Source organism: Sphingomonas sp. SKA58, from assembly GCF_000153545.1.
Classification (GTDB): domain Bacteria; phylum Pseudomonadota; class Alphaproteobacteria; order Sphingomonadales; family Sphingomonadaceae; genus Sphingobium; species Sphingobium soli.
This window is the reverse complement of record NZ_CH959309.1, coordinates 127,234-151,221: the sequence shown is the minus strand read 5'-3', so window position 1 is coordinate 151,221 and position 23,988 is coordinate 127,234. Positions and strand designations below refer to the sequence as shown.

Here is a 23,988-nt window from a genome sequence, read left to right as displayed (position 1 = left end):
CTTTGATGGCATGGCAAGAGGAGAGGATAAAGTTATGACTGCGACGAAGCTGACCGCTCTTGGCCTTTGGCGCGCCATTGCTCGATCGTCATCGTGAGACCCCAATGCTTGACCATGGCGTAGTTCAAGATATGCGCTGCGTGGCGTTGATGCCAGCAGCAGCCGAAATCGTCCGCTGTTCAATTCCCATGCTGCCAGTGCGATGATCGCGGCAGATTGGCATATTGACGAGGGTGGCGGCCAGACTCTGCATGTGAGCGGTGACTGGACTTCGCTTGCTTTGGGCGATGCGGAAGGGCGCCTGGATGCCCAGGCGGCCAGGAGTCTAGACGTGCAGCGTCTCGATCTTTCTGCTCTAGGGCGGATCGACACTGCTGGTGCCCTCCTACTTTTGCGGTCCATGGCTCCAGGCGCCGAAATTGACTTTGGCGAAAGAGAGGATTTGCAAAGGCTGATAGACCTTGTTCGACCTGCCCTTGAACAAGAGTCGTCCGGTAAGGCTGGCGTCACTGGTGTTCTAGGATTTTTCGAGCGCTTCGGCCGTCAGGTAATCGGGACCGCCGGTGACGCCTACCAGATGCTGGTGTTCACTGGACAGCTTATTATCGCGCTCGGCCGTACGCTTGGCAATCCTCGCCGATTGCGCATGACGCCGCTTGTCGCTTTCATGCAGGACGCGGGCATTAATGGGCTTCCGATAGTTTTTATCATGACCTTCTTCATCGGCGCGGTCATTGCGCTTGTTGGCACCAACCTTTTGACAACGCTTGGCGTTGAGGTGTTCACGATCCAGTTGGTGGGCGTGGCCATCCTGCGCGAGTTCGGCGTAGTGATCACCGCCATCCTTCTGTCTGGACGTTCCGCATCTTCCTTTGCCGCTCAGATCGGTTCGATGCGGATGAACCAGGAAACCGATGCGATGCAGGTTATGGGTGTGGACCGTTTCGATGCGCTGGTAATCCCGCGCATATTAGCCGCGCTTCTCATGATGCCTCTCATGACCTTCTGCGCGGATATCGGCGGTCTTGCTGGCGGACTGTTGGTCAGTTGGGTGACGATTGATATCAGCCCGGTCTTTTTCATCCAGCGTACGCTCGAAACGGTAGACATTAAGCATTTCTGGATAGGCATGTGCAAAGCGCCGTTTCTGGCTCTGATCATCGCTGCTGCGGGCTGTCGGCATGGCCTTATGGTCGGCGGCGATGTCCAAAGCCTTGGTCAAAATGTGACATCCGCGGTCGTCCAGTCAATCTTCATGGTCATTATGTTCGATGCGATTTTCGCGGTGATCTTCATGGCGCTCGATCTGTGAGCGCGCCTCTGGAAACCGATGCCGAAGACGTGCCCATTCGCGTCAAAGGCCTGCGCACGGCTTTTGGCGACAAGGTCATCCATGAGGATCTCGGCCTTGAGGTCAAGCGCGGTGAGATATTGGGTGTGGTTGGCGGATCGGGTTCCGGTAAGTCGGTGCTGCTCAACACTATCCTGGGCCTCAAGCAGCCCGATGGCGGATCCGTCGAGATATTCGGGCAGGACATCCGCGATCCGCAAGCGCACAGTGAAGTCGAGCGTCGGATTGGGGTGATGTTCCAGCAAGGCGCATTATTCTCCTTTCTCACCGTACAGGAAAATGTCGAGGCGCCACTTCTAGAACATACGAAACTCACACATGAGTATGTGCACGATCTTGCAAGGCTGAAGATCAAGCTTGCTGGTTTGCCGGAAGATGCAGGCTGCTTGAAGCCTGCCGAGCTATCTGGCGGAATGCGCAAGCGCGCGGGGGTAGCCCGCGCAATCGCGCTGGATCCGGATATCCTCTTTCTCGACGAGCCGACTGCCGGCCTCGATCCAATTGCTGCAGCCGAATTCGATGATCTTATCAGAACATTGCGGGATGCTCTTGGCTTCACCGTGTTCATAATCACCCACGACCTCGATACTCTGTACGCGATTTGCGACCGCGTTGCGGTTGTCGCTGACAAGAAAATCGCCGCTGTTGCAACGATCAAAGAACTTGAACGGTCAGATCACCCGTGGATCCGGAGCTATCTTCTGGGACCGCGAGGCCGTGCCGCCAAAAAAGAGAAAGAAAGCTGATGGAACGCCATGCCAACTATGCTCTGGTAGGCGCCGCCTCCATCGCGTTGCTTATCGCCACGCTTGTTTTTGTTGTCTGGCTCGGCGGTTCGGCCAAAGGAAGTGATTCTTACCAGATCGTGTTTCATGGGCCGGTCAGAGGCTTAAGCGTTGGAGGCGAAGTGCAGTTCAACGGCATCAAGGTCGGGGAAATCGGCGGAATCCGCCTCGACCAACGCGACCCCAACCGTGTTATCACGGATATCGAACTGACGCGCGGGACACCGGTCCGCGAAGATTCGGTCGCATCCTCTGAAAGTCAGGGCATCTCAGGGGTCAGCATCGTTCAAATCAGCGCTGGCACGCCGAGCAAGCCCCTTCTCAAGACCAATGATCACGGTAAGCGACCTGTCATCCCCAGCAAGCCCAACGCTATGTCTTCGTTGCTGCAAGGCGGCGGACAGGTGGTGGCAAGCGCGACCGAGGCACTGAGCCGTGTGAACAAGGTCCTGTCTGACCGTAATATCGCCAACATCGGCGGCGCCATTCGCGATGTCCGAATGACTACGGCGGAACTGGCGGCCAATCGGACCATGTTCGCCCATGCCGGTTCTGCGCTCGCCAAACTGGATCGGGCGGCTGACGATATTCAGGGCGCGGCCTCGTCCGTTCGGCAGATTGCCGATGGCGATGGCAAGCGCGCCTTCGCCGACATCTCCCAAGCGGCAAACGAGCTCAAATCGGCAGTTCATGAGGCTCGCGGCGTGATCGCCAAACTCGACACGCAAAGCGCCGATATCGGCACGACCACGATCCCTAATATCAATGCGACTATGCTGACATTGCAAGAAACAGCTGAATCGCTGGACGGGCTAATTCGCGGGATCCGACAAAGTCCCCGCGAAGCTCTGGCCAAAAGCCGGGGTACTGAACTGGAGTTGCCTAAGTGACATTATCAACCAGGAATCGGACTTTTGCACTTCTGTCGAGCGCCTTGCTGCTGGCTAGCTGTGGAAACCTGCTAGGCGGCGGCGAGCGCGCTGACCTTTTCAGGTTTGGCGTGGTTGACCCCACGCCCGTCACCGGGATGCAGGGTGCGCTCCCGACTCGCTCTGTATCTCTGCTTCGCCCCCGGTTCTCGCAGGAGGTGGAGGGCGATCGCATGCTCACCACGCGGGGGGAGCGTGCGCTCTACCTCAAGGGGGTTCGTTGGGTGGCGCCGGTCCCCGATCTTTTCACCCAGGCGCTGATGCGTCAATATGCGGCGCGGGCACCTGACGTGCGCCTGACGGGCGTGAGAAACGCCACCGGGGCATCGCATGCGCTGCAGATTGATATCGAGCGATTCGAAGCAAGGTATGCCCTAGATGGGGGTGAAAAAGCACCGCCCACTGTCATTATCGAAGGCGATGCAACCCTGTTTGATCTTTCTGATCGTCGTCCCGTCGAGGCCAAGCGCTTCTTGGTGCAGGAGCCAGCTTCCGCAAATACCACAAGTGGGATAGTCGCCGCTTTCGATCGTGCAGTAGCTCGCTCAACCACAGAATTGACGGATTGGTCCGCGGATACAGCGCGGAAGCATTCCACAGAGCGCGCGCTAGATACATCCAAGGATCGGATGGATCGCAAGCAGGAGATAAATTGATCATGAGCCTGTCGCCGATCTCAGCAACTTTCGGGCGTAATTGCATGTACAAAATCGCCATGCGCCGGATACCTTCGTAGGTATCTACGAGTTTTGTTTTTATTTGAAGGACCGACCCGATCGGAGCCAAATTAAGTAAGATAGTGAATATCGGGTTCCAGGTCTTAATAAGCGATAGCATATCGACCATGTGATAAGTCAAATCTTGCAATTCCTAATATTTCTATCCGATTAGCCAATGGAATCTGCTGCCGATTCAATTGCTATTGATTTGACAATTCAATTTATGCAATGCGGGTGATGGTGGAACGATTATCCAACAGCATCGTTACGACGTGGTCACGTTTAACGTGATGCGGCCACTTGACCGCTCGCAATCTATTCTACGGAGAAGGTACTATGCTGAAAGTCATTATGGCCGCGGGCGCGCTAGCGCTTTCAGGTTCAGGGGCTCTTGCCCAAGCTGTTTCGCCAACGAACACAGGTTCAATGTCGAGCATGGATACCGGCACGACACCGATAGCTGGACAGAATGAGCCAGCGTTTGTGATGGCTGCATCGGATGCGAACCTCTATCAAATAAAAGCGGCGCAGCTCGCCGTGACCAAGGCCCAGCGTGACGATGTGAAGGCTTATGCCAAACGTGTTCAGACAGAAGCGCAAATCGCCCAGAAAGCTCTCATGGCGGCGCTGCGCAACGATCAGCGGACGATAAAAGCGCCATCGTCATCGCTTTCCTCCGACAGAGCCGCACTCGTGAAGCTGCTCCAGAAGACGCCGCGCGGCAGCTTCGATAATCTTTATCTATCCCAGTCCGCCCAGGTACTGCAGGCGGCATGGGCCATCAACAAAGGCTATGCGCAAGACGGCACCGACCCAGCCTTGAAGCAAGTCGCGGGCACCGCCGTTCCCACACTTGAGCAAGAACTCACCAACGGGAAGGCACTTCTTCCTTCAGCATTGACCGGCGGTCAATGATCATAGTGGCGCCCGTTCTTCACGGGCGCCACTCAATGTGATCGTCATGCCCTTGTGGGCATCTGCTGTTATTTCAAGCGCGGCAACAGTGAACCCCACAGCGGTCGTGTTTATGCTTTCAACCTTGTCTTCAGGATATTTGGCGGATGATGATACTTATTTTTGCCATGGCGGCTCTTGGACAAAGCCCCGAGCAACCCGCCAGAAAAGATGAGACAGTTGACCGCGGTCGGGAAATCGTCACTCAGCCGGCGAAAGATATTGGCGCGGCCAAAACTGAAATTCCAGTTATTCTGGAAAGAGCGCAAGAAAATCCATATGGCCTCTCCGGTTTGAAATCCTGTGCGCAGATCAAGGCCGCAACCACGGAGCTCGATAGCGTCCTCGGACCTGATTTTGCCGTCGGCAACAACAAAAAAGAGAACAGGCCTGGTCGGCTAGCCGAGGCTGGAGGAAAAACTATTGTTAACACAATCATACCGTTTCGGGGCTTAGTTCGGGAGATTTCGGGCGCAGCTCCGGCCGAAAGACGCCTGGCGTCAGCAATCGACGCCGGCTTCGCGCGCCGCGGCTTTCTTCGTGGAACAGCGCTCGCACGGCGCTGTCCGGGTAGTAAAAATTAACGACGAAAGCTGACGCTATTGAATTCAATGCCGCTGTGTGAGGCTGCGCATTATCTCGTGAGCTTGGCATTGCAGGGCAATAACTCCGGCGAGACTAACAAGAAAGTACTAGCGGTCGAGACCGCCCATAATATCGCTGTCGGACAAGGTGACGGCACCCATCCAATCAAAGTGGCACGGCAATTTTCGGATGGCGCTGCTCATATCACGATAGCCCATCGTTGCGCGGATTGAACCTGGACATCGGATCTCGGCTCAGTTTTTATCGACCGTCCTGTAGGCACCAGTAATCTTCTCGCCGAAATGGTGGGCATCATGCGCGTTCAGCTTCTGTATTTGTGCCCCAGCTTAACAAATCGTTCCTCGGTATATTCTGATTCTGACGTGAAGTTGGGGGGAGCTACAGCCTGATAGGGCGGCTGATGGTTAGTACCGGTCCAGCGGCGTCGGGCAAGAGCGAATGATAGGGGCGTAAACGCTGAGGTTCCATATAATATGCAATTGCCGAGCGCCCTTTAATGCTGCAAGAGCAGAACCGCACCGCGCATCATGGGGAATTGTAATTTATATGGCGGACAAGTCGGCCACTGCTTCGGCGGATCCTGAGGGCCTCGGCGAATCGGCAGCGTCCCCGCTTAAATCGCCACGCGTTCGCCTGGCGATGCTCATTAGCGCGATCTTGCTGCTCATTGGTGGCCTTGTCTGGTACTTGGATCATCAGAACCGGGGCCGATACATGCAGGTGACCGACAACGCCTATGTTGCGGCGGATTCCGTCATCACAGCGCCCAAGATCGCCGGATATGTTGAACGGGTGTTCGTTATCGAGAATCAGACGGTTCGGCAGGGGCAGTCTCTAGCTGAACTCGATCCCCGCGAATATCGGGCGCAGACTGAACAGATTACCAGCCAGATCGAAACGGCAACGGCTGCGGGGGATACGACGCGCTCTCAGATTTCCGAACAACAGGCAACCATAGCGCAAGCGCAAGCCCAGCTCGACGCGGCGCGCGCCGAGGCTGCTTTCGCCGCACAGCAGGTTACGCGATATCAGCCGCTTGCCGCATCCGGCGCCGAGCCAGGGGAGCGTTTCGCGCAGCTTCAGACGCAGGCACGGCAAGCTCGCGAGCGAACCAATGCTGCGCATGCCGCGCTGATTGCCGCGCAACGGCGTGTCGGTACACTGAGCGCGCAGGTACGTCAGGCCCAGTCGCAAGCAGAGGCCGCGCGTGCCCAACTCAAGGTGGCGCGCGTCAACGTCGAATCGACAGTGCTTAAGGCTGCCATCAATGGCCGTGTGGGCGACCTGGCTGTCCGTGTCGGGCAATTCGTGCAGCCCGGTACGCGCCTGATGACACTGGTTCCTGTCGATCGATTGTTCATAGAGGCGAATTTCAAAGAGACTCAACTGGGGCTTATGCGCGTCGGCCAGCCTGTTGGCATCGAAATCGATGCGCTCCCTGGCGTCGAACTGACCGGGCGTATTGCCAGTGTCGCTCCTGGCACGGGCGCCCAGTTCTCGGTGCTCCCCCCCCAGAATGCGACCGGAAACTTCACAAAGATCGTACAGCGCGTGCCTGTACGCATTGCAATCGATGCTCCTCTCGAAGTGCGCAGGCTCCTTGTGCCGGGAATGTCGGTTGGAGTAACGGTCGATACGCGTTCAGCCAGAGGAGAGATGGATCGACTCCGTCAGGCCGTAAGCCGGAAGCGTTGACAGTGGTCACGGTCACAGCATCTCCAGACGCAGCTCGTTCCGCGCGTGCGGACTTGACCGCTTGGATCGCTGTGGCTGCCGGCTCGCTCGGCGCACTGCTGGCGACCCTCGACATCTCGATCGTCAACTCGGCACTGCCAACGATCCAAGGCGAAATCGGAGCAACCGGCACTGAGGGAACGTGGATCGCCACCGCCTTTCTCGTTGCCGAGATCGTCGTCATTCCGCTGAGCGCTTGGCTGGAGCGGCTTTTGGGACTGAGAACCCTCCTTCTCATTTCCGTGACTGCCTTTACCGGGTTCTCCATCCTATGCGGCATCGCCACCGACCTTATGACGATGATCATCGGACGAACCGGGCAGGGCCTTATGGGAGGGCTGCTGATACCGACCGCCATGACGATTGTCGCAAAGCGACTCCCGCCACCCCAGCAGCCTATCGGGATGGCCCTTTTCGGAATGACAGTAATCTTGGGGCCCGTTCTTGGCCCCTTGCTCGGTGGCTGGCTGACGGAAAATTTGAGCTGGCATTATGCCTTCTTCGTCAATGTGCCGGTCTGCGGGATACTCCTCTTGCTCCTGTTGCTCGGCCTGCCGCACGAACGTACGAATTGGGTCTATCTTCGCGAGGCCGACTGGTTGGGTATTATAGGCCTGATCCTTGGCCTTGGAGGACTGACGATCGTGCTCGAGGAGGGGCACCGTGAAGACTGGTTCGAATCGACGCTTATCATCCGGCTGACGTTTATAACAGTAGCAGGGTTTGTGATGTTGGGGATCGGACAGATCCGGGCAACAAAGCCCGTCCTTAAGTTGCGAATCGTCATGAGCAGACAGTTCGGCAGCGTCGTTATAATGGCGCTAGCGCTGGGCATGGTGATGTACGGATCGACCTTCGTCATCCCGCAATTCCTGTCGCTTATCGCCGACTATAATGCCCTCGAGACCGGACAGGTCATTTTTCTCATGGGCGTTCCTGCCTTCTTTGTGATGCCATTCGTACCGTTTCTGATGCGGTTTGTCGACATCAGGCTGGCCGTTGGTGCTGGCCTCGCGCTTATGGCTGCTAGCTGCTTTGTGAACACCAGTCTCACAGTGGAATCCGCAGGCGAAGCCTTTACTACCGGTCAGCTGCTGCGCGGGGTGGGGATGATCTTTGTCATGCTCTTTCTGAACCAAGCCGCCATTACCTCAGTCAGCAAGGAGGATGCTGGAGATGCCTCGGGCATCTTCAATGCTGCGCGAAACCTCGGTGGCTCATTCGCTCTGGCGGCCCTGACGTCGTTCCAGGACCAGCGCATGTCACTCCACAGCCGACGGATGGAGGAAACGCTGTGGGCAAACGATCCAAGCGTGCAGGAGTATATCGCGGGGATGTCTCATACTCTGGGAAATATGGACGCCGGCCTTCAGTCGCTCGCTGGCACTATTCAGCAGCAGGCGTTCGTCATGACCTATAACGACATATTTTTGACGATGGCGGTAGCGACTTTTGTGACGCTCCCGTTCGTGTTTTTCCTTCGCCCGCTCCCCAAGGGGATGTCGCTGACGATGCATTGAGGTGGTAATGGCAAAGTTAAGTGGTCTCATCCTTCCGCTGCTCCTTGGTGGATGTGTGGTCGGCCCGGACTATTCCGGACCACCAGAGCTCGGCCAAGCCGCGCCGCGGCCAACATTCGTTCGTCAACCAGCAGATGCATCGACCAGCGAGCCTGAACTCGCCGAATGGTGGGCGACGCTGCAAGATCCGGTTCTCGATGAGCTCGAGCGGCGCACTCTTGTCGCGAATCCCTCGATTGATGTTGCGCAGGCCCGACTTCGCCAAGCCCGTGCGTCTGTACGCCAGGAGCGAGCAAACCGCCTGCCGACGGCTGGTGCTCAGGGCACGGCCATATTTGCCGATCTTCCCGGGATCGATCTCCAGACCAGTCAAGGAAGTACTACACCCACACCTGTTCCGGCGCCTTCATCCGCCCAGGATGCGGACACGTCTCTGCGTTTCTACAACCTTGGTCTGAACGCAAACTGGGAAATAGATCTCGCGGGCGGGCAGGTGCGAAAAATCGAAGCGGCAAACGCGCTGGCGGCGGCAGCGGCGTATAATGTTGCAGACGCAAAGGTCCAGCTCAGCGCTGAAGTCGCGCAGACCTATACCAATCTTCGTGACCGGCAGCAGCGCGCCGCCGCTTTTCGCGAAGGTCTCGACATTCAGCGGCAGCAGCTCGCCCTAGCCCGGCAGCGTTTCGGGCAAGGCACAATCCCGGCCTTTACTGTCGGCCAAGCGAACCGCGCGGTTCAGGCCACGATCAGCGATCTCGCCGCAGCCGATGCTGAGATCGTAATATATATGAATGCGCTAGCGGTTCTCGCCGGTGAAGCGCCGGGATCTCTCGATCCGCTATTGACGCCACGGCGCGATATCCCGATGCCCCCTGCGCGGGTGTCGATCGGAGACCCTTCGGCGCTCCTGCGTCGCCGTCCCGACATCCGCGCTGCGGAGCGCAGTCTCGCTGCCACAACTTCCCGGATAGGAGTCGCGGAAGCAGCTCGTTTTCCGAAAATCAGCTTCATGGGGATTCTCGGGATTGGCGGCACGTCGATCGGAGACCTGGTAGATCTGGGCAATATTTCCAACATCGCCGTCCCTCAGCTGCAATGGGGCTTGCTCGATTTTGGACGAACGTCAGCGGCGATATCACAGGCACGCTCTGGTCGCGATGAAGCCGAGGCACAATATCGGCAGGTAGTGCTCGGCGCGCTTGAGGATGCGGAGACGTCGCTTGCGCGCTTTGCACAGCAAAGGCGAAACGTCGCCGCTTTTGCCGAAATCAAGCGGTCAGCAGATGAAGCGGCAACGCTGATGCGGCAGCGCTATGCGCGGCAGGTCATTTCGAGAGGCGACGCTCTTGAGGCTGACCGCCAGCAGCGGCTTGCAGAGGCAAACCTGCACAGTGCGGTTGCGGCCCTCACCGCCAGCTATGTTGCCATACAGAAGTCGCTTGGACTGGGATGGACAGAAGCTGGGAGTCAAGCCTCAGCCCTTATGAGCAAATAATGATGGTATCTGTCCGGACTTGCCAATACAAGAATCGGCGGCCCTGCCCACCGCCAATGATGACTTTTGGCACAGGGCAACCCGCCTGTTCGGCATCCATCCTGCGGCCCTTGCGATTATACAGAGTTTCGCGGGGTAACGCGCCCCGGGGCGATTGCGTGTAAACGCTCGCGCTAAATGGCGGCGTTCTGATCGCGCTATTTGTCAGTTGCCGGGTCCGATGACGAGGCAATCGCGCGCGGCCTGAACGATGTCAGCGGTGACCTCCTCGACGCGGTTGAGGGTCATGATCCGCCGCATCTGCGCGAACAGGCGCTCCATGAGCCGGAAGTTGCCGCGCGTGATGCGGATCACGGCTGCCTGCGCTTCGATCGCGTCGAGTTGGGCCGGGTCGAAGCTGATCCCGAAATCGCCGGCGTGGGTCGCGAGCAGCAGCCGCATTTCGGTCTCGGTAAGCGGTTTGAACTCGTGGACGAAGCCGATCCGCGAGTAGAGCTGGGCATAGCGGGCGAGGCGCTTCTCCAAGCCCGGCATACCCATCAGGATCAGCCCGAAGCCGTGGCGATCGGCCATGTCGCGGAGATGTTCGAGCGACTTTATGGTCAGGCGGTCGGCCTCGTCGACGATGACGAGGGGGCAGGCGATGCGGGCGGCGTCATGGGTGATTTCGTCCTGCGAGCCGCCCGCGACCGTCAGCCGGGCATAGCCCAGCTTAATGAGGTTGAGGCCCAACACCGCGTCGATCGTCTTGGGCGTGTTGCTGACCGACACGGTGTAGAAGACGGCGCGGCAGCGAGCGACCTTTTCGCCAAGGAGCGCGGCAATGGGACGGAGCGCGGCATATTCCCCCAGGTCGGGGAAGCTGGAAAACTCGCGCGCCGATCGCGTCTTTCCGACGCCCGGCCGGCCATGACACACGCCGATATAGCGGTAGTGCGCGCAGGCTTCGGCAAACTCGACGAACCGGGCATGTTCGCGGGTCGCCAGGAACGGCTGCTCGACCAGGAACTCAATCGTCAGCGGCGTAGAGCCGGAGCCCTCGGTAGGTGGTGGGCCGGGAAGCCGTATCCTCTTGGTCGCCATCGAAGGTCTCCGTGGGGGCAGGCACCTGCTTGTCGCGCTCCTTCGCGCCGCGCCGGGCGCGCTGGATCGCGCGCAACGACGGGTGCCCAGCGTGCTCGGAGCTGAGCGCACGGCAGACGAACCGGCCCTGGTGGTAGACGTGGATCTCGGTCAGGTCGCGGGGGTCATAGACCGCCTCGACCTGCTCGCCGACGAAGGCCGCGAGCGTGGGTTCGACATAGCGCCTGCCCATCAGACGGATGCCGTCGCGCAGCACTTTACGGGGCTTGGGCACGTGCACGAGCAGCATGTCGAGCTGTTCAAGGCTGTCGGGCATTGCGGGCAGGAACCCGCCCTTCTGCCAGCGCGTGATCGGCGGTTCGCCGGTGCTGCCATGCGGGCGACGATGATAGACGCCGCACACGAACGCCTCGAAGCGGGCGCGCAGCTCGTCGAGCGTGAGCACTGGCGCCGACAGCGGCTTGCCCGCGATCAGGTGGCCGGGCAGGTCGGGCAGGAACATGTCGTTGATGGTGCGGAACAGCCGCTCGATCTTGCCGCGCCCGCGAGGACGCCCCGGCAGCGAATGGATGAGGCGGATTTTGAGGGCGATGCACGCCTGCTCGATATGCTCGGAGATGAAATCCGAGCCGTTGTCGACGTAAAGCTGTTCGGGAATGCCGCTGACGATCCATTCGGGATTGGGCTTGCGCCAGATCGCCTGCCGCAAGGCGAGCGCCGTGTTGAGGGCACTGGGGGCATCGAGGCTGAGGAAGTAACCGGCGATGGCTCGGCTGTGATCGTCAACGATGACGGTCAGCCAAGGACGCACCGGGGTTCCGGCATCATCGAGCACGAGAATGTCGAGAACGGTATGATCGGCCTGCCACATCTCGTTCGAGGTCGCGGCTTCGCGCCGATGCACTAGCTCGTGCTGGTCGCGGTAGACGGCCGGATCGGAGGCTGCGGCGATCTGGCTTGCCGGTATCGCCCTGACGACACGCGCGACGGCCGCATAGCTGGGGGTTCGGTGTCCATGCGCGATGGCGAGTTCCTGCACCTTTCGGTGAATGGCGGCGACCGGGGGTCGCGGGCGCTTGGTGGCGAGAGTGCGGGTCAGTTCGACCAGATGTTCCGGCAGGTGCAGCCTGCCCCGATCGTTGCGCGGCAGACGCGCGAGACCGGCAAGTCCTTCGGCACGGTAGCGCCCGAGCCAGCGCTGCAACGTCCGCTCGCTCAGCGTGCCGGTGCGGGCGAGGTCCGCGAGCGGGATGCCATCGGCGAGGTGCGGTTCAAGGACGCGGTAGCGCTCGATCGCCAGCGGCGGGACAAGCGCCGGATGCGTCACCGCCGACGGTCCGTGTCGCAGGTAAGGAAAACGGAGATTTGCCTGCCCATCGCCATGCGAGTCCGCTCGCGTTGCCAAACCGGCCTGTTCGACGTAAATCTACCCGGTAAAGAAAACTAGGGCAACATAGACCTGCCGATGACGACTTTCTTCCCAAACCGCGCCCGATCGGGGCGCCACCGGCCCTACGCATGAAAATCGGTTACGCCCGCGTATCGACCGCCGAGCAGAACCTGGACCTCCAGCGTGATGCGCTGAAGGCTGCCGGCTGCGAGAAGGTCATCACCGACAAGGCCTCCGGGGCGACTGCCGCTCGCCCTGGATTGGAAAAGGTGAAGGAGCTGCTTCGCGCCGGCGACACACTGGTGGTCTGGCGCCTCGACAGGCTCGGCCGCTCGCTCCGTGATCTGATCGGATGGATGACCTACCTCGACGAGGAAAAGGTCGGGCTGCTGAGCCTGCACGAGGCGATCGACACGACCACCACGTCGGGCAAGCTTACCTTCCACCTGTTCGGGGCATTGGCGGAGTTCGAGCGCAACCTGATCCGCGAGCGGACCCAGGCCGGTCTCACCGCAGCCCGCGCTCGCGGCAAGAAGGGTGGCCGGCCGGCCGCACTCGGCAAGGACAAGCGCGACCTGCCCGTCAGGCTCTACCACGAGAACACGATGCCGATCGCCAAGATTTGCTCGATGCTCGGCATCTCCAAGCCAAAACTCTACGCCTATGTGCGATCGGCCGAGACCAAGCCGGTAGCCGCGTAGCGACGCTCGCCGACAAATAGCGCGATCAGAATGCCGCCACTTAGCGCGAGCGTTTACACCGTTCGCGGTCCCGATCGGCCCAGCGTCCCCCGGAACCGTTCGTTATCGGGAAGGCATCTAAGCGGTCTGCACCATCCTTCATCTAAAGTTCTCCAAGCGCTTCTGAGGATTTTCGGGCGCACCAAAAGCACTTGCTCCTCCAGTGGCTGGAGCATGTAACCGCAATTTGCTCTCCTGCGGACGGGGGGCTGGAGGTGGCTTTTTGACGGCCCGTGTTGAAGCAATCGGTATGTCTCGACGCTCATTAGTGGCGCGGCTGGTGGCCTGTGGAACCGGCTTGGTGCTCGGTTCTCCAACGCTCGCGCGACAGACTTCCCGGTCTGCGGGCTCGTGGAACTTCGGTGCGGCTCACCTCGAATGGGAGCCGCTGGAAGTCGGCACGGGTGATACCCTCCTTGTTTCGGCACAAGTGCGCGGAGTGCCGGTGCGGGCGGTGCTCGACAGTGGCAGCGGCGCGTCGATCATGAGCACGGCGCTCGCGGCGAAGCTCGGCTTGAACGATGGTGAGCGGCGCATGATTAGCGGGCTGAGCGCCAAGGCCCCGGTGCTGCTGGTCCGCGACATCGACGTACAGCTCGCCCGCGAAACCCGTCGCTTACCCTTTGCCGTCGTTGGTGATCTGAGTTCAGTGTCGGCGGCCTTCGGACGACCGATCGATATCCTCCTCGGTGCCGATATGTTCACGGGTAGCTGCATCGCGCTCGATTTCGCGAAAAGGCGTATGGCGGTCGTCAAGTCAGGCACGTTTCTCGCCGGTCCCGACTGGCGCGCTGTCGCGCTCGGGCGCGGTGCCAAGCAGGAGCTGTTCATTCGAGCTTCCGTCTCGGGTTTGCCTCCCGTGCCCTTGATGATCGATCTTGGCAGCTCGGCCGCGCTGATGCTCTCGTCGGCCTATGCCCGCGATCAAGGGCTGTTGAACGGGAAGCTCGTCTCGACCGCGGCGATCGGCGGCGTCGATGGTGTGCGTATCAACGATGCTTTCACGATCCAGAACATCAACATCGAAGGGCTTGGCGTCTCGAACGTCCCCACACTCGGGATGAGAGCTTGGCTCTCCACCAGCACGGTTGGCAATGTCGGCCTACCGCTGATCGCTCAATTCGACGTGGTGTTCGACGTGACCGCCGGATTCGTGTGGCTCCGGCCACTCGGTCCTCGTCGTCGCCTGCCGATGCTGAAGGACCGTAGCGGCCTTGGCCTCGCGGCCTCACCAACGGCGCTCACCGTTGTTCATGTGGCGGCGAACAGTCCCGCGGAAAAGGCTGGCTGGGCGGTCGGCGACCGGATCGTGGCGGTGAACGGCCATTCGATCGATGCGAACTATACGCGTGGGGAGCTCTGGCAAGTGCGCTCCCGGCCTGCTGGCACCCTCGTAAAGCTGACGATGGCCTCGGGTGATGTGCGCGAGCTCAGGCTGGCCGATTATTATTGATCGGCTTGAGGGTGGCCTTTGCCGATCGCCTTCATGATCCGACAATCGGCCATGCGCGCCTTGGTGCAGCTCTGGCTGAGCATTGCCAACTCATCCCGCAACACCGCGAGTTGCGCCAGTCTCTCCTCCACATCCTTGAGGTGCTGAGCAGCGATAGCTGAGGCGGCACCACAATCCTGGTCCGGGTTCTGCGCCAGCCCCATCAACGAACGGATCTCGTCGACGGAGAAGCCAAGCCGGCGACCGTTGCGGATGAAGTGCAAACGCTCAATGTCACTGGCATCGTAGGTTCTGCGACCCGACGCCGTGCGAGGGGCGGATCGGAGCAACCCGATCGACTCATAAAGCGGATCGTCGTCACCTTCGTCGAGGTCTCGCTGGCGAGCTGCCCAATCATCACCGGCTTCATCATGCCATCCTTGCTTATGCGAACGTGTCGCACATTTCGCTTGCTTCTACAGCGACTGGAGGTGGTAAGGAAGGCCGCATGAATGCTTCTACCGAAAGCTGCGGGTGCCACGGGGAGCCCGCGCGCGCGCAAACCGATCCGGCCTATCGCCGTGCGCTGCTGACCGTCGTGGTGCTCAACCTCGGCTTCGGAGTCGCCGAGCTGTTCGGCGGGTTCATCGCCGATAGCCAAGCGCTGAAAGCGGATTCCCTCGATTTTCTCGGGGACGGGTCGATCAGCCTTATCGGTCTTCTCGCGCTTGCCTGGTCCGCACGGGCGAGGGCAAAGGTCGCGCTGACGCAGGGGTTGTTTCTCGGTGCGCTTGGCGTGGGCGTAATCGGTTTCGCGATTTGGCGCGCCCTGAACGCAACCGCGCCCGATGCCGAACTGATGGGCACAATCGGCGTTGTCGCGCTCGCGATCAATGTCGTGTCCGCCTTGGTGCTTGCGCGTTTCCGGGAAGGGGACGCCAATGTTCGCGCGATCTGGCTGTTCAGCCGCAACGACGCGCTCGCCAACGTGGCGGTGATCGCCGCGGCCGGTCTGGTGGCGTGGACAGGAAGCGCCTGGCCGGACCTCGCCGTCGCCGGCCTCATCGCCCTCCTGTTCCTCCACTCCGCTTATGAAATCGTCACTGGCGCTCGGCGCGAATTGGGAGAGCGGTAGTGCGTCTGCTCGCGTTGATCCGGGCAATGCTCTCGTTGCGGCTGCTCTCCGCGCTCGCGGCGCTGCTGATCCCTGCTGCGGCAATCGCCGAACCCGGCGACGTGCAAACCGCATGGCGGCTGCTCGACTATATGGCCGTCGATTATGGCGGCGCGGTCGCCAACGGTCGGATCAAGAGCACGTCGGAATATGCCGAGATGACGGAGTTCGCCGCGTCGGTCTCGACACGGTTTCAGGGCCTGCCGGCGAAGCCGGAGCGTCAAGCCCTCATCCAGCGGGCTGCCAACCTCCAGGCGGTGATCGCGGAAAAGGGACCGACTGAACAGGTGGCAACATTGGCGCACGGGCTCGCGGCCGATCTGTTGCGCGCCTACCCGGTGCCGCTCGCGCCCGATAAGGCTCCGAACCTCGTCTCCAGCGATGCCCTGTTCCGACAATCCTGCGCGTCCTGCCACGGGATGACGGGCAACGGCCGTGGCCCTGACGCCGCCAAGCTCGCTACGCCCCCGATTGCTTTCACCGATGCCGAGCGCGCGCGCCAGCGCAGCGTGTTCGCGCTCTATCAGGTGGTGACGCAAGGCATCGACGGGACCGCGATGCAGAGCTTCGCCGATCTGCCCAACGATCAGCGCTGGGCGTTAGCATTCCGAGCCGGGAGCTTCGCCTTCACGGATGCGCAGGCGCGCGAAGGCGAGCGGCTTTGGAAATCCGACCCGACCCTTCGCCGGCGCATTCCGGACCTGAAAACCCTGGTCGCGCTCACCCCGGCCGCGCTCGGCGCGGCGATCGGCGACGCCAAGGCTGACCCAGTGCTCGCGTTCCTGCGTCGTCATCCCGAACAGGTGATACAACAGGCTCCCGGCTCGCTCGCGGTCGCCCGCGCCAAACTCGCCGAAAGCGTGGCGGCTGCGCGGCGCGGCGATGCGCGCATGGCGAAAGAGCTGGCGCTGTCGGCCTATCTCGATGGGTTCGAGCCGATCGAGCCAACACTCACCGCGCGCGACGCGACGCTGATGGGTCGAATCGAGGGCGCGATGGGGGAGTTCCGCGCCTCGATCGACCGGGGCGCGTCGCCCGATGATCTCGCGGAGAAGGTCGCAGTACTGGGCGGCCTTTTCGACGATGCGGAAGCGGCGCTCGCGCCTGATGCCGCCACCGAAGCGTCCACGTTCCTGGGCGCGTTCACGATCCTGCTGCGTGAAGGGCTCGAAGCCCTGCTCATCGTTGTCGCCATGATCGCGTTCCTGCGTAAAGCCGAGCGCGGCGAGGCGCTGCGGTACGTGCATGGCGGCTGGGTCAGCGCGATCATCGCGGGCGGGATCACCTGGGCGGTCGCCACCTATGCGATCGGGATCAGCGGTGCGAGCCGGGAGCTGACGGAAGGGTTTGGCTCGCTGTTCGCCGCGGTCGTGCTGCTCTCGGTCGGGATTTGGATGCACGGCAAGGCGCAGGCCGATCAGTGGCAGCGCTATATTCGCGAGAAGATGTCGCGGGCGCTCTCGGGCGGGTCGGGCTGGTTCCTGTTCGGGCTGGCGTTCGTCGTAGTTTATCGCGAGGTCTTCGAGACGATCCTGTTCTATGCCGCGCTTTCGGCGCAAGGTGACAACGGGATGCTTCTCGCGGGGGCCGGGTCGGCGATTGGACTGCTCAGCCTGATCGCTTGGGCCATGCTTCGCTACAGTCGCAAGCTGCCGATCGCGCAGTTCTTCCGCTATAGCTCCTGGCTCATGGCGGTCCTGACCGTCGTGCTGGCGGGTAAAGGCGTCGCCGCGCTCCAGGAAGCCGGCCTTATCAACATCGCACCGCTCGCGGACGTGCCACGGCTGTCGATGCTCGGCGTGTTTCCCACTTGGCAATCGGTGCTGGCGCAACTCCTGATGGCGGTCGCCATTGCGGTCGGGTTCGCCTGGAACGGGCGCGACCGATCCCGCTCGGGTTCCGGCTCAGTGACCCTTGGTTCGAATTAGTGCAATGACATGAAAACCCTTCCGTGATAGAGGCAAGCTAGTGCGAGCCTTTTTGCCTTTCCTGACATGCCTGATGCTGGTCCTGACCAGCTTCTCCGGCATGGCCCATGCCGCCGATCTGGCGGGGGGAAGCATCGCGGGCGTTGAGTTCACGGTCCATACCGCCGGTGACATCGATCAGGTGCCATCGGACTCGGACAAGAATGTCCCGCATCATCACAATTATTGTCACGGACACGACGTCGGCGCGCCTGCGCGCACGACGATGGAATATACCCCCGTCCTCACAGTGCCCAAGCCGACAATCTCCGCCTCTGCGTCGCTCGACGGCCGCACCGGCATGGTCCATTTGAGGCCCCCCCAAGCCTGACGTCCGATTTGGGCGTGCGTTGGCGCGCCCCTGTCGATCATCGTCAGGAGTCCTATTTTCATGAATCGTATCCTCGCGGCCATGCTGGCCGCAGCGTCTTGCGCCACGATGGCGCAGGCGCAGGTCGGACCGTCCGCGCCTGTTGCGCAGGATGCGCCGGTCTACACGCTTGACCAAGCGGTCAGTGCAGCGGGCGGTTCGGCCCCTGCTGCGGAAGCGGCGACAGCTGGAATCGACGCGGCCCGTGCAGGTCGCACAGTCGCCGGCTTGCGGCCCAATCCGGTGGTTCAAGGCCAAGTCGAGAATGTCATCGGCTCCGGGCCGTATCGGGGGGTCCGCAGCGCGGAAACCACGGTCGGCTTTGCGATCCCGATCGAGCTAGGCGGCAAGCGCGGCGCCCGCGTCGCGGTCGCCAATGCGCAATTGTCCCGGGCCGAGATCCAGGCCGCGATCATCGCGGCGGATGTCCGGCTTCAGGTAACGCAGCTCTATGTCGAAGCGGTCGCGGCCGATCGCCGGGTAATGACAGCCCGCGATCAGGCCCGGATCGCCAGCGATGCGCTGCGGGCCGCGAGCGTTCGCGTGCAGGCAGGGCGGGCATCGCCACTCGAGCAACAGCGCGCGGATGTCGCGCGTATCAATGCCGACGCCAATGTGGAGCGGCAGCTTCGCTTGGCCGAGGCGGCCCGCGCCAATCTGGCGCGTCGGATCGGACGGCCGATCGACGGCCTGCTCGATGACACGCTGCTCGATCGCCTTCCCGGTGTGAACGTCTATGGGCCGTTGGCACCGGTCAACACGACCGGCACACTCGCGCTGGCGGCAGCCAACGCGGATTTCTCCATTGCCGAAGCCGGCGTGCGGCTCGCGCGCGCCAATCGCGTGCCTGACCTGAACGTCGGGCCGTCGATCCGCCGCCTGGAAGCGACCAACGACATGGCGGCGGTGTTCAGCGTGTCGATCCCGATCCCGGTGTTCAACAATGGTCGCGCCGCGATTGCGCAGGCGACCGCGCAGCGGACCCAGGCGGATGCGCAGCGCCGCGTGACCGCGCTCGACATCGAACAGGCGATCACGGACGCGCAGGCGCAGGCGGCCAATGCCGCAACGACGGCTCGTGCGGCGTCGGGGCCGGCGCTGGCGGCTGCACAGGAGGCCGCCCGCATCGCGCGGATCGGCTATCGCGAGGGCAAGTTCGGCCAGCTCGAATTGCTCGATGCTGAACGCACGCTCGCCGAAACGCGGGTCGCCGCGATCGACGCGCTTGCCAATTACCAGAATGCCCGCGCGCAAGTGGAGCGACTGACCGCTCGTGCGCCCAATGGGGGGAATCAGTGATGAAGAGCTTTTATCTCGCGGGCGCGGCGTCGCTCGCCCTGCTCTTGGCTGCCTGCGGCGGCAAGGATGGCGGAAACGAGGCAACTGCCGAAGGCGCAGCTGCCAATGAGACGGCAGCGGGCACGGAAAAGGGCGGTGCTGAAGGCGGTCATGCCGGTGAAGGCGTCGTCACATTGGGTGCCGACCAGATCGCCACAGCGGGCGTCCAGGTCGGACGGCCGATCATCGGCGGGGCCGGGACGATCGAGCTGCCCGCGATCATCGAGGGCGACCCACAGGGAACGCAGGTCGTCTCGGCCGCAATTGCGGGACGCGTGGTCGCGCTCACCCGTAACCTCGGCCAATCGGTCGGACGCGGCCAGACCATTGCGGTCATCGAAAGCCGCGAGGCGGCGCAGATCAAGGGCGAGGTCGAGGCGGCGCGGGCGCGGCTTCAGCTCGCTAATTCGAACCTCGCGCGCGAACAGCGGCTGTTCGCGCAGAGAGTCTCCCCTGAACAGGATCTGATCGCCGCCCGCACAGCGGCGACGGAGGCGCGGATCGCCCTGACGCAGGCGCAGAGCATGGTTTCGGCGGCGGGTGTCGGCGGCGGCGGGCTCAACCGGCTCGGCATTGCCGCGCCGATCTCGGGCCAGATCATTGCGCGCCCCGTGACGCTGGGACAAACGGTCGCGGCGGATGCCGAACTCTATCGCATCGCCAACCTGAGCCAGGTGTCGATCGCGCTTAATCTCAAGCCCGAGGATGCGGGCCGGGTGCGTCCCGGCAATACGGTGCTGGTGAAGGCGGCAGGCCGTCAGGCGACCGCCCGCGTGACCTTCGTGTCGCCGGCGCTTGATCCGCAGACGCGGCTCGTGCCTGCGCTCGCCACCCTCGACAATCGCGGTGGCGAATGGCGGGTCGGCGAGCCTGTGACGGCAGCCGTGCAGCTCACGGGCAGCGGCGGGAGCGGGGCGGTCCGCGTGCCGACGACGGCGGTCCAGAGTTTCGAGGGCAAGTCGGTCGTGTTCGTGCGCACGCCCACCGGCTTCAAGGCGACCCCGGTCCAGCTCGGCGATGCGTCGGGCGACACGGTGATCGTCCGGTCGGGCCTGACCGGCAACGAACAGATCGCCACCACCGGAAGTTTCACGCTCAAGGCCGAGATCGGCAAGGGCGAAGCGAGCCACGAGGATTAAGCCATGATCGCCCGTATCGTAACCTGGGCGGTCGAGAAGCGCTGGCTAGTCCTGCTCCTCACCGTCATCGTCGCCGCCATCGGCGCCTTTTCCCTCTACCGGCTACCGATCGACGCGGTGCCGGACATCACCAACAATCAGGTCCAGATCAACGTCCGCGCGCCTGCCCTCTCGCCCGAGCTGGTCGAGAAGCAGGTGTCGTTTCCAATCGAAACCGCGCTCGCCGGCACCCCCGGCCTGGAATATACGCGCTCGTTGAGCCGCAACGGCTTCGCGCAGATCACGGCGGTCTTTTCGGACGCGACGGACATCTATTTCGCCCGCCAGCAGGTGGGCGAGCGTCTGCGGGGCGTGCAAGAGAATCTGCCCGACGGCGTGAACCCTGAAATGGGTCCGATCGCGACAGGCCTGGGCGAGGTGTACATGTACACCGTTCGTCTCGATCATCGCGAGGACGACAAGCACAAGCCCGGTGAACCGGGCCAACAGCCCGATGGCAGCTACATCACGCCAGAGGGCGAGCGACTGACGACCGAAGAGGACAAGGCGACCTACCTGCGCACCGCGCAGGACTGGATCGTGACGCCGCTTCTGAAGACCACACCGGGCCTCGCCGGTGTCGACTCGATTGGCGGTTACGCCAAGCAGTTCCTCGTCGTGCCCGACGTGCAGAAGCTGGCCTCGCTCGGCATCACGCTGACGGACCTGGGAAATGCGCTGGAGCGCAATAACACCAGCGTCGGCGGTGGCTTCGTCAATCGCAATGGCGAAGGTCTGGCTGTTCGCTCGGATGCGCTCGTTCGCAATGCCAGCGAGTTGGCCAGGACCGTGATCGCGACACGTAACGGCGTGCCGATCACGGTCGAACAAGTTGCGACTGTGAAGACGGGTCAGGCGATCCGCATGGGTTCGGCATCGGAGAACGGTACCGAAGTCGTCGTCGGCACGGCGATCATGCGGATCGGCGAGAACAGCCGCATCGTGTCGACCGCGGTCGCTGAGAAACTGAAGACGATCAACGCTTCGCTGCCTCCTGACGTCGTAATTCAGCCGGTGCTGAACCGCACCGAGCTGGTCAATTCGACGATCAAGACGGTCGCGAAAAACCTGTCCGAAGGCGCGGTGCTGGTCATCGTCGTGCTCTTCCTGCTGCTCGGCAACTTCCGTGCGGCCCTGATCGCGGCGTTGGTCATCCCGATCACCATGATGCTGACAGGCTTTGGTATGCTGCGCGCTGGGGTCTCGGCCAATCTGATGAGCCTTGGGGCTTTGGACTTCGGTCTGATCGTCGACGGCGCCGTCATCATTGTCGAAAACGCGCTGCGCCGGCTTGCCGAGCAACAGCATCATGAAGGCCGATTGCTCAGCGTCAAGGAACGGCTCGCGACCGTGGCAGCCGCTGCGCGTGAGATGATCCGTCCCTCTGTGTACGGGCAGGCAATCATCATCCTCGTCTACGTACCGCTGCTCACGCTGACCGGCGTGGAGGGTAAAACGTTCGGACCGATGGCGCTGACCGTCATCATCGCGCTCGCCTTCGCCTTCATCCTCTCTCTCACCTTCGTGCCGGCGATGATTGCGATCTGGCTGTCGAAGAAGGTCGAGGAGAAGGACGGCCGCATCATCACGTGGCTGAAGAAGCGCTACGAACCCGGTCTCGACCGGGCCATGAAGCGCCCGACGCTGACGATCGGTGCGGGTGTGGGAAGCCTTGTGGTGGCGGCGCTTGCTTTCACTACGCTCGGCTCGGTGTTCCTGCCGCAGCTCGACGAAGGCGATTTGCTGATCCAGTCGCTCCGCATTCCGGCAACGTCGGTCCAGCAGAGCCAGGCGATGCAGGTGCCGATCGAGCGGATGATGTCGAAGCAGCCGGAGGTGCAATTCGTCTATTCCAAGACGGGCACCGCCGAGCTGGCGGCCGACCCGATGCCGCCGAACGCGACCGACATGTTCGTCATCCTGAAGCCGCGCAAGGATTGGCCGGATCCTGAGCTTCCCAAGGAGGAGCTGGTCAGCCGGATCGAGGGTAATCTCGCGAAGATTCCGGGAAATGCCTACGAGATCACCCAGCCCATCCAGATGCGCTTCAACGAGCTGATCGCCGGCGTGCGCGGCGACATCGCGGTGAAGGTGTTCGGGGACGACTTCAACCAGATGAACCGGACGGCCGAGCAAATCGCGGCGGTGCTGCGCAGAACGCAAGGCGCAGCGGACGTGAAGGTGGAGCAGACGACCGGTCTTCCCATGCTCGACATTCGCGTCAACCGCGACGCGATGGCGCGGTTGGGCGTTACGGCTCAGGATGTGCAGGACACCGTGACTGCGACGATCGGCGGGCGAACATCGGGCCAGATCTTCGAGGGCGACCGTCGCTTCCCCGTGGTGATCCGCCTGTCGGAGGCGCAGCGTGCCGACATCGGCCTGCTCCAACAGGTGCAGGTGCCGGTGGCAGGCGGCGGCTATGTACCGCTGTCCAGCGTCGCCGAGATCAAGGTGGTCGATGGTCCGAACCAGATCAGCCGCGAGAACGGCAAGCGGCGCGTGGTGGTGCAAGCCAACGTGCGTGGCCGCGACGTCGGATCCGTCGTGGCGGATGCGCAGGCGGCGATCGGCAGCCAACTCCGGCTGCCTGCCGGCACCTATCTCGAATGGGGCGGCCAGTTCGAGAACCTCCAATCGGCAAGCGAACGGCTGAAGCTGGTCATTCCGGCTTGCTTCATTTTGATCCTGCTGCTCCTCTACGGGGCGTTGGGATCGGTCCGCGACGCCGCGATCGTGTTCACCGGCGTGCCTTTCGCGCTGGTGGGCGGCGTCCTGTTGCTGTTCCTGCGGGGCATGGACTTCTCGATCTCGGCGGCAGTGGGCTTCATCGCCCTCTCGGGCATCGCGGTCCTCAACGGCCTCGTCATGGTCAGCTCGATCCAAGATCTGATCCGATCAGGGATGAGCCGCGAGGAAGCCGCGCATGTTGGCGCGATGCAGCGTCTGCGACCCGTCATCATGACCGCGCTAGTCGCCAGCCTCGGCTTCGTGCCGATGGCGCTGGGCGAAGGCGCCGGCGCAGAGGTTCAAAAGCCTTTGGCGACGGTCGTCATCGGCGGTCTGATCTCGGCGACGCTTCTTACGCTGTTCGTGCTGCCGACACTCTATGCCCGGTTCGGGCAGAAAGTGATCGAGAAACCCGAGCACTACAATGAGGAGCATGAAGGGGACGACCACGGTCAGACCTTCGTGAACAACTTGGCCTGATGGATGGGCGGGG

20 protein-coding genes are annotated in these 23,988 nt (G+C 62.0%); 17 read left to right on the top strand and 3 right to left on the bottom strand.

The annotated features are described in order from the left end of the window. The first annotated feature begins 202 nt into the window (after window positions 1–202). From SKA58_RS18860 to SKA58_RS18825, 9 genes are all read left to right on the top strand, one after another. Window positions 203–1,312, top strand: a complete 1,110-nt coding sequence (locus tag SKA58_RS18860; protein ID WP_031291247.1) for an ABC transporter permease — start codon at window positions 203–205, stop codon at window positions 1,310–1,312. Then, the gene (locus SKA58_RS18855) at window positions 1,309–2,097 is read left to right on the top strand and encodes an ABC transporter ATP-binding protein (RefSeq protein WP_009824037.1); all 789 of its coding nucleotides are present in this window, start codon (window positions 1,309–1,311) and stop codon (window positions 2,095–2,097) included. The genes SKA58_RS18860 and SKA58_RS18855 overlap by 4 nt, the downstream gene beginning before the upstream one ends. Beyond that, complete coding sequence (locus SKA58_RS18850) at window positions 2,097–3,026, top strand: MlaD family protein (RefSeq protein ID WP_009824036.1); 930 nt, start codon at window positions 2,097–2,099, stop codon at window positions 3,024–3,026. Before SKA58_RS18855 ends, SKA58_RS18850 begins: the two co-directional genes overlap by 1 nt. After that, on the top strand, window positions 3,023–3,721 hold the full coding sequence (locus tag SKA58_RS18845; protein WP_139114816.1) for an ABC-type transport auxiliary lipoprotein family protein: 699 nt from the start codon (window positions 3,023–3,025) through the stop codon (window positions 3,719–3,721). The genes SKA58_RS18850 and SKA58_RS18845 overlap by 4 nt, the downstream gene beginning before the upstream one ends. Before the next feature lie 399 nt (window positions 3,722–4,120). Further along, window positions 4,121–4,699, top strand: coding sequence for a DUF4142 domain-containing protein (locus SKA58_RS18840; RefSeq protein ID WP_225870697.1), 579 nt, complete (start codon window positions 4,121–4,123; stop codon window positions 4,697–4,699). 149 nt (window positions 4,700–4,848) lie between these two features. Further along, window positions 4,849–5,322, top strand: coding sequence for a hypothetical protein (locus SKA58_RS19695; protein ID WP_009824033.1), 474 nt, complete (start codon window positions 4,849–4,851; stop codon window positions 5,320–5,322). Window positions 5,323–5,890: 568 nt separating this feature from the next. Further along, window positions 5,891–7,039: an HlyD family secretion protein gene (locus SKA58_RS18835; protein WP_009824032.1), complete on the top strand. Its 1,149-nt coding sequence runs from the start codon at window positions 5,891–5,893 to the stop codon at window positions 7,037–7,039. A gap of 53 nt (window positions 7,040–7,092) precedes the next feature. Beyond that, window positions 7,093–8,598, top strand: coding sequence for an MDR family MFS transporter (locus tag SKA58_RS18830; protein ID WP_009824031.1), 1,506 nt, complete (start codon window positions 7,093–7,095; stop codon window positions 8,596–8,598). 7 nt (window positions 8,599–8,605) lie between these two features. After that, entirely contained in the window at window positions 8,606–10,093 is a 1,488-nt protein-coding gene (locus tag SKA58_RS18825) for an efflux transporter outer membrane subunit (RefSeq protein ID WP_050763085.1), read from the top strand. A 204-nt stretch (window positions 10,094–10,297) separates the two neighbouring features. Here SKA58_RS18825 and SKA58_RS19690 read toward each other — a convergent pair whose 3' ends face one another. Both SKA58_RS19690 and SKA58_RS18815 read right to left on the bottom strand, forming a co-directional pair. Beyond that, complete coding sequence (locus tag SKA58_RS19690) at window positions 10,298–11,176, bottom strand: AAA family ATPase (RefSeq protein WP_009824028.1); 879 nt, start codon at window positions 11,174–11,176, stop codon at window positions 10,298–10,300. Beyond that, window positions 11,103–12,503: a Mu transposase C-terminal domain-containing protein gene (locus SKA58_RS18815; RefSeq protein WP_004212864.1), complete on the bottom strand. Its 1,401-nt coding sequence runs from the start codon at window positions 12,501–12,503 to the stop codon at window positions 11,103–11,105. The genes SKA58_RS19690 and SKA58_RS18815 overlap by 74 nt, the downstream gene beginning before the upstream one ends. 191 nt (window positions 12,504–12,694) lie before the next feature. Here SKA58_RS18815 and SKA58_RS18810 point away from each other — a divergent pair, with 191 nt between their 5' ends. Beyond that, window positions 12,695–13,267: a recombinase family protein gene (locus SKA58_RS18810; RefSeq protein WP_009824027.1), complete on the top strand. Its 573-nt coding sequence runs from the start codon at window positions 12,695–12,697 to the stop codon at window positions 13,265–13,267. 289 nt (window positions 13,268–13,556) lie between these two features. Then, on the top strand, window positions 13,557–14,759 hold the full coding sequence (locus SKA58_RS18805) for an aspartyl protease family protein (RefSeq protein WP_013039112.1): 1,203 nt from the start codon (window positions 13,557–13,559) through the stop codon (window positions 14,757–14,759). Here SKA58_RS18805 and SKA58_RS18800 read toward each other — a convergent pair. Continuing rightward, entirely contained in the window at window positions 14,753–15,088 is a 336-nt protein-coding gene (locus tag SKA58_RS18800; RefSeq protein ID WP_442852455.1) for a MerR family DNA-binding protein, read from the bottom strand. The two genes, SKA58_RS18805 and SKA58_RS18800, sit on opposite strands and share 7 nt — an antisense overlap. Before the next feature lie 158 nt (window positions 15,089–15,246). Between SKA58_RS18800 and SKA58_RS18795 the strand changes: the two genes are divergently transcribed. The 6 genes from SKA58_RS18795 to SKA58_RS18770 all read left to right on the top strand — a co-directional run bounded on the left by SKA58_RS18795 (window position 15,247) and on the right by SKA58_RS18770 (window position 23,975). Continuing rightward, window positions 15,247–15,873, top strand: a complete 627-nt coding sequence (locus SKA58_RS18795) for a cation transporter (RefSeq protein WP_004212870.1) — start codon at window positions 15,247–15,249, stop codon at window positions 15,871–15,873. Continuing rightward, window positions 15,873–17,840, top strand: coding sequence for a cytochrome c/FTR1 family iron permease (locus tag SKA58_RS18790; protein WP_009824024.1), 1,968 nt, complete (start codon window positions 15,873–15,875; stop codon window positions 17,838–17,840). The genes SKA58_RS18795 and SKA58_RS18790 overlap by 1 nt, the downstream gene beginning before the upstream one ends. Before the next feature lie 73 nt (window positions 17,841–17,913). After that, the gene (locus SKA58_RS18785; RefSeq protein ID WP_007406840.1) at window positions 17,914–18,210 is read left to right on the top strand and encodes a hypothetical protein; all 297 of its coding nucleotides are present in this window, start codon (window positions 17,914–17,916) and stop codon (window positions 18,208–18,210) included. 60 nt (window positions 18,211–18,270) lie between these two features. Next, window positions 18,271–19,548 (top strand): TolC family protein, encoded by a 1,278-nt coding sequence (locus SKA58_RS18780; protein WP_004212875.1) that lies wholly within the window; start codon window positions 18,271–18,273, stop codon window positions 19,546–19,548. Further along, window positions 19,548–20,726, top strand: coding sequence for an efflux RND transporter periplasmic adaptor subunit (locus SKA58_RS18775; protein WP_004212877.1), 1,179 nt, complete (start codon window positions 19,548–19,550; stop codon window positions 20,724–20,726). Before SKA58_RS18780 ends, SKA58_RS18775 begins: the two co-directional genes overlap by 1 nt. A 3-nt stretch (window positions 20,727–20,729) precedes the next feature. Further along, window positions 20,730–23,975, top strand: a complete 3,246-nt coding sequence (locus SKA58_RS18770; RefSeq protein ID WP_004212878.1) for an efflux RND transporter permease subunit — start codon at window positions 20,730–20,732, stop codon at window positions 23,973–23,975. Window positions 23,976–23,988 lie beyond the last annotated feature (13 nt).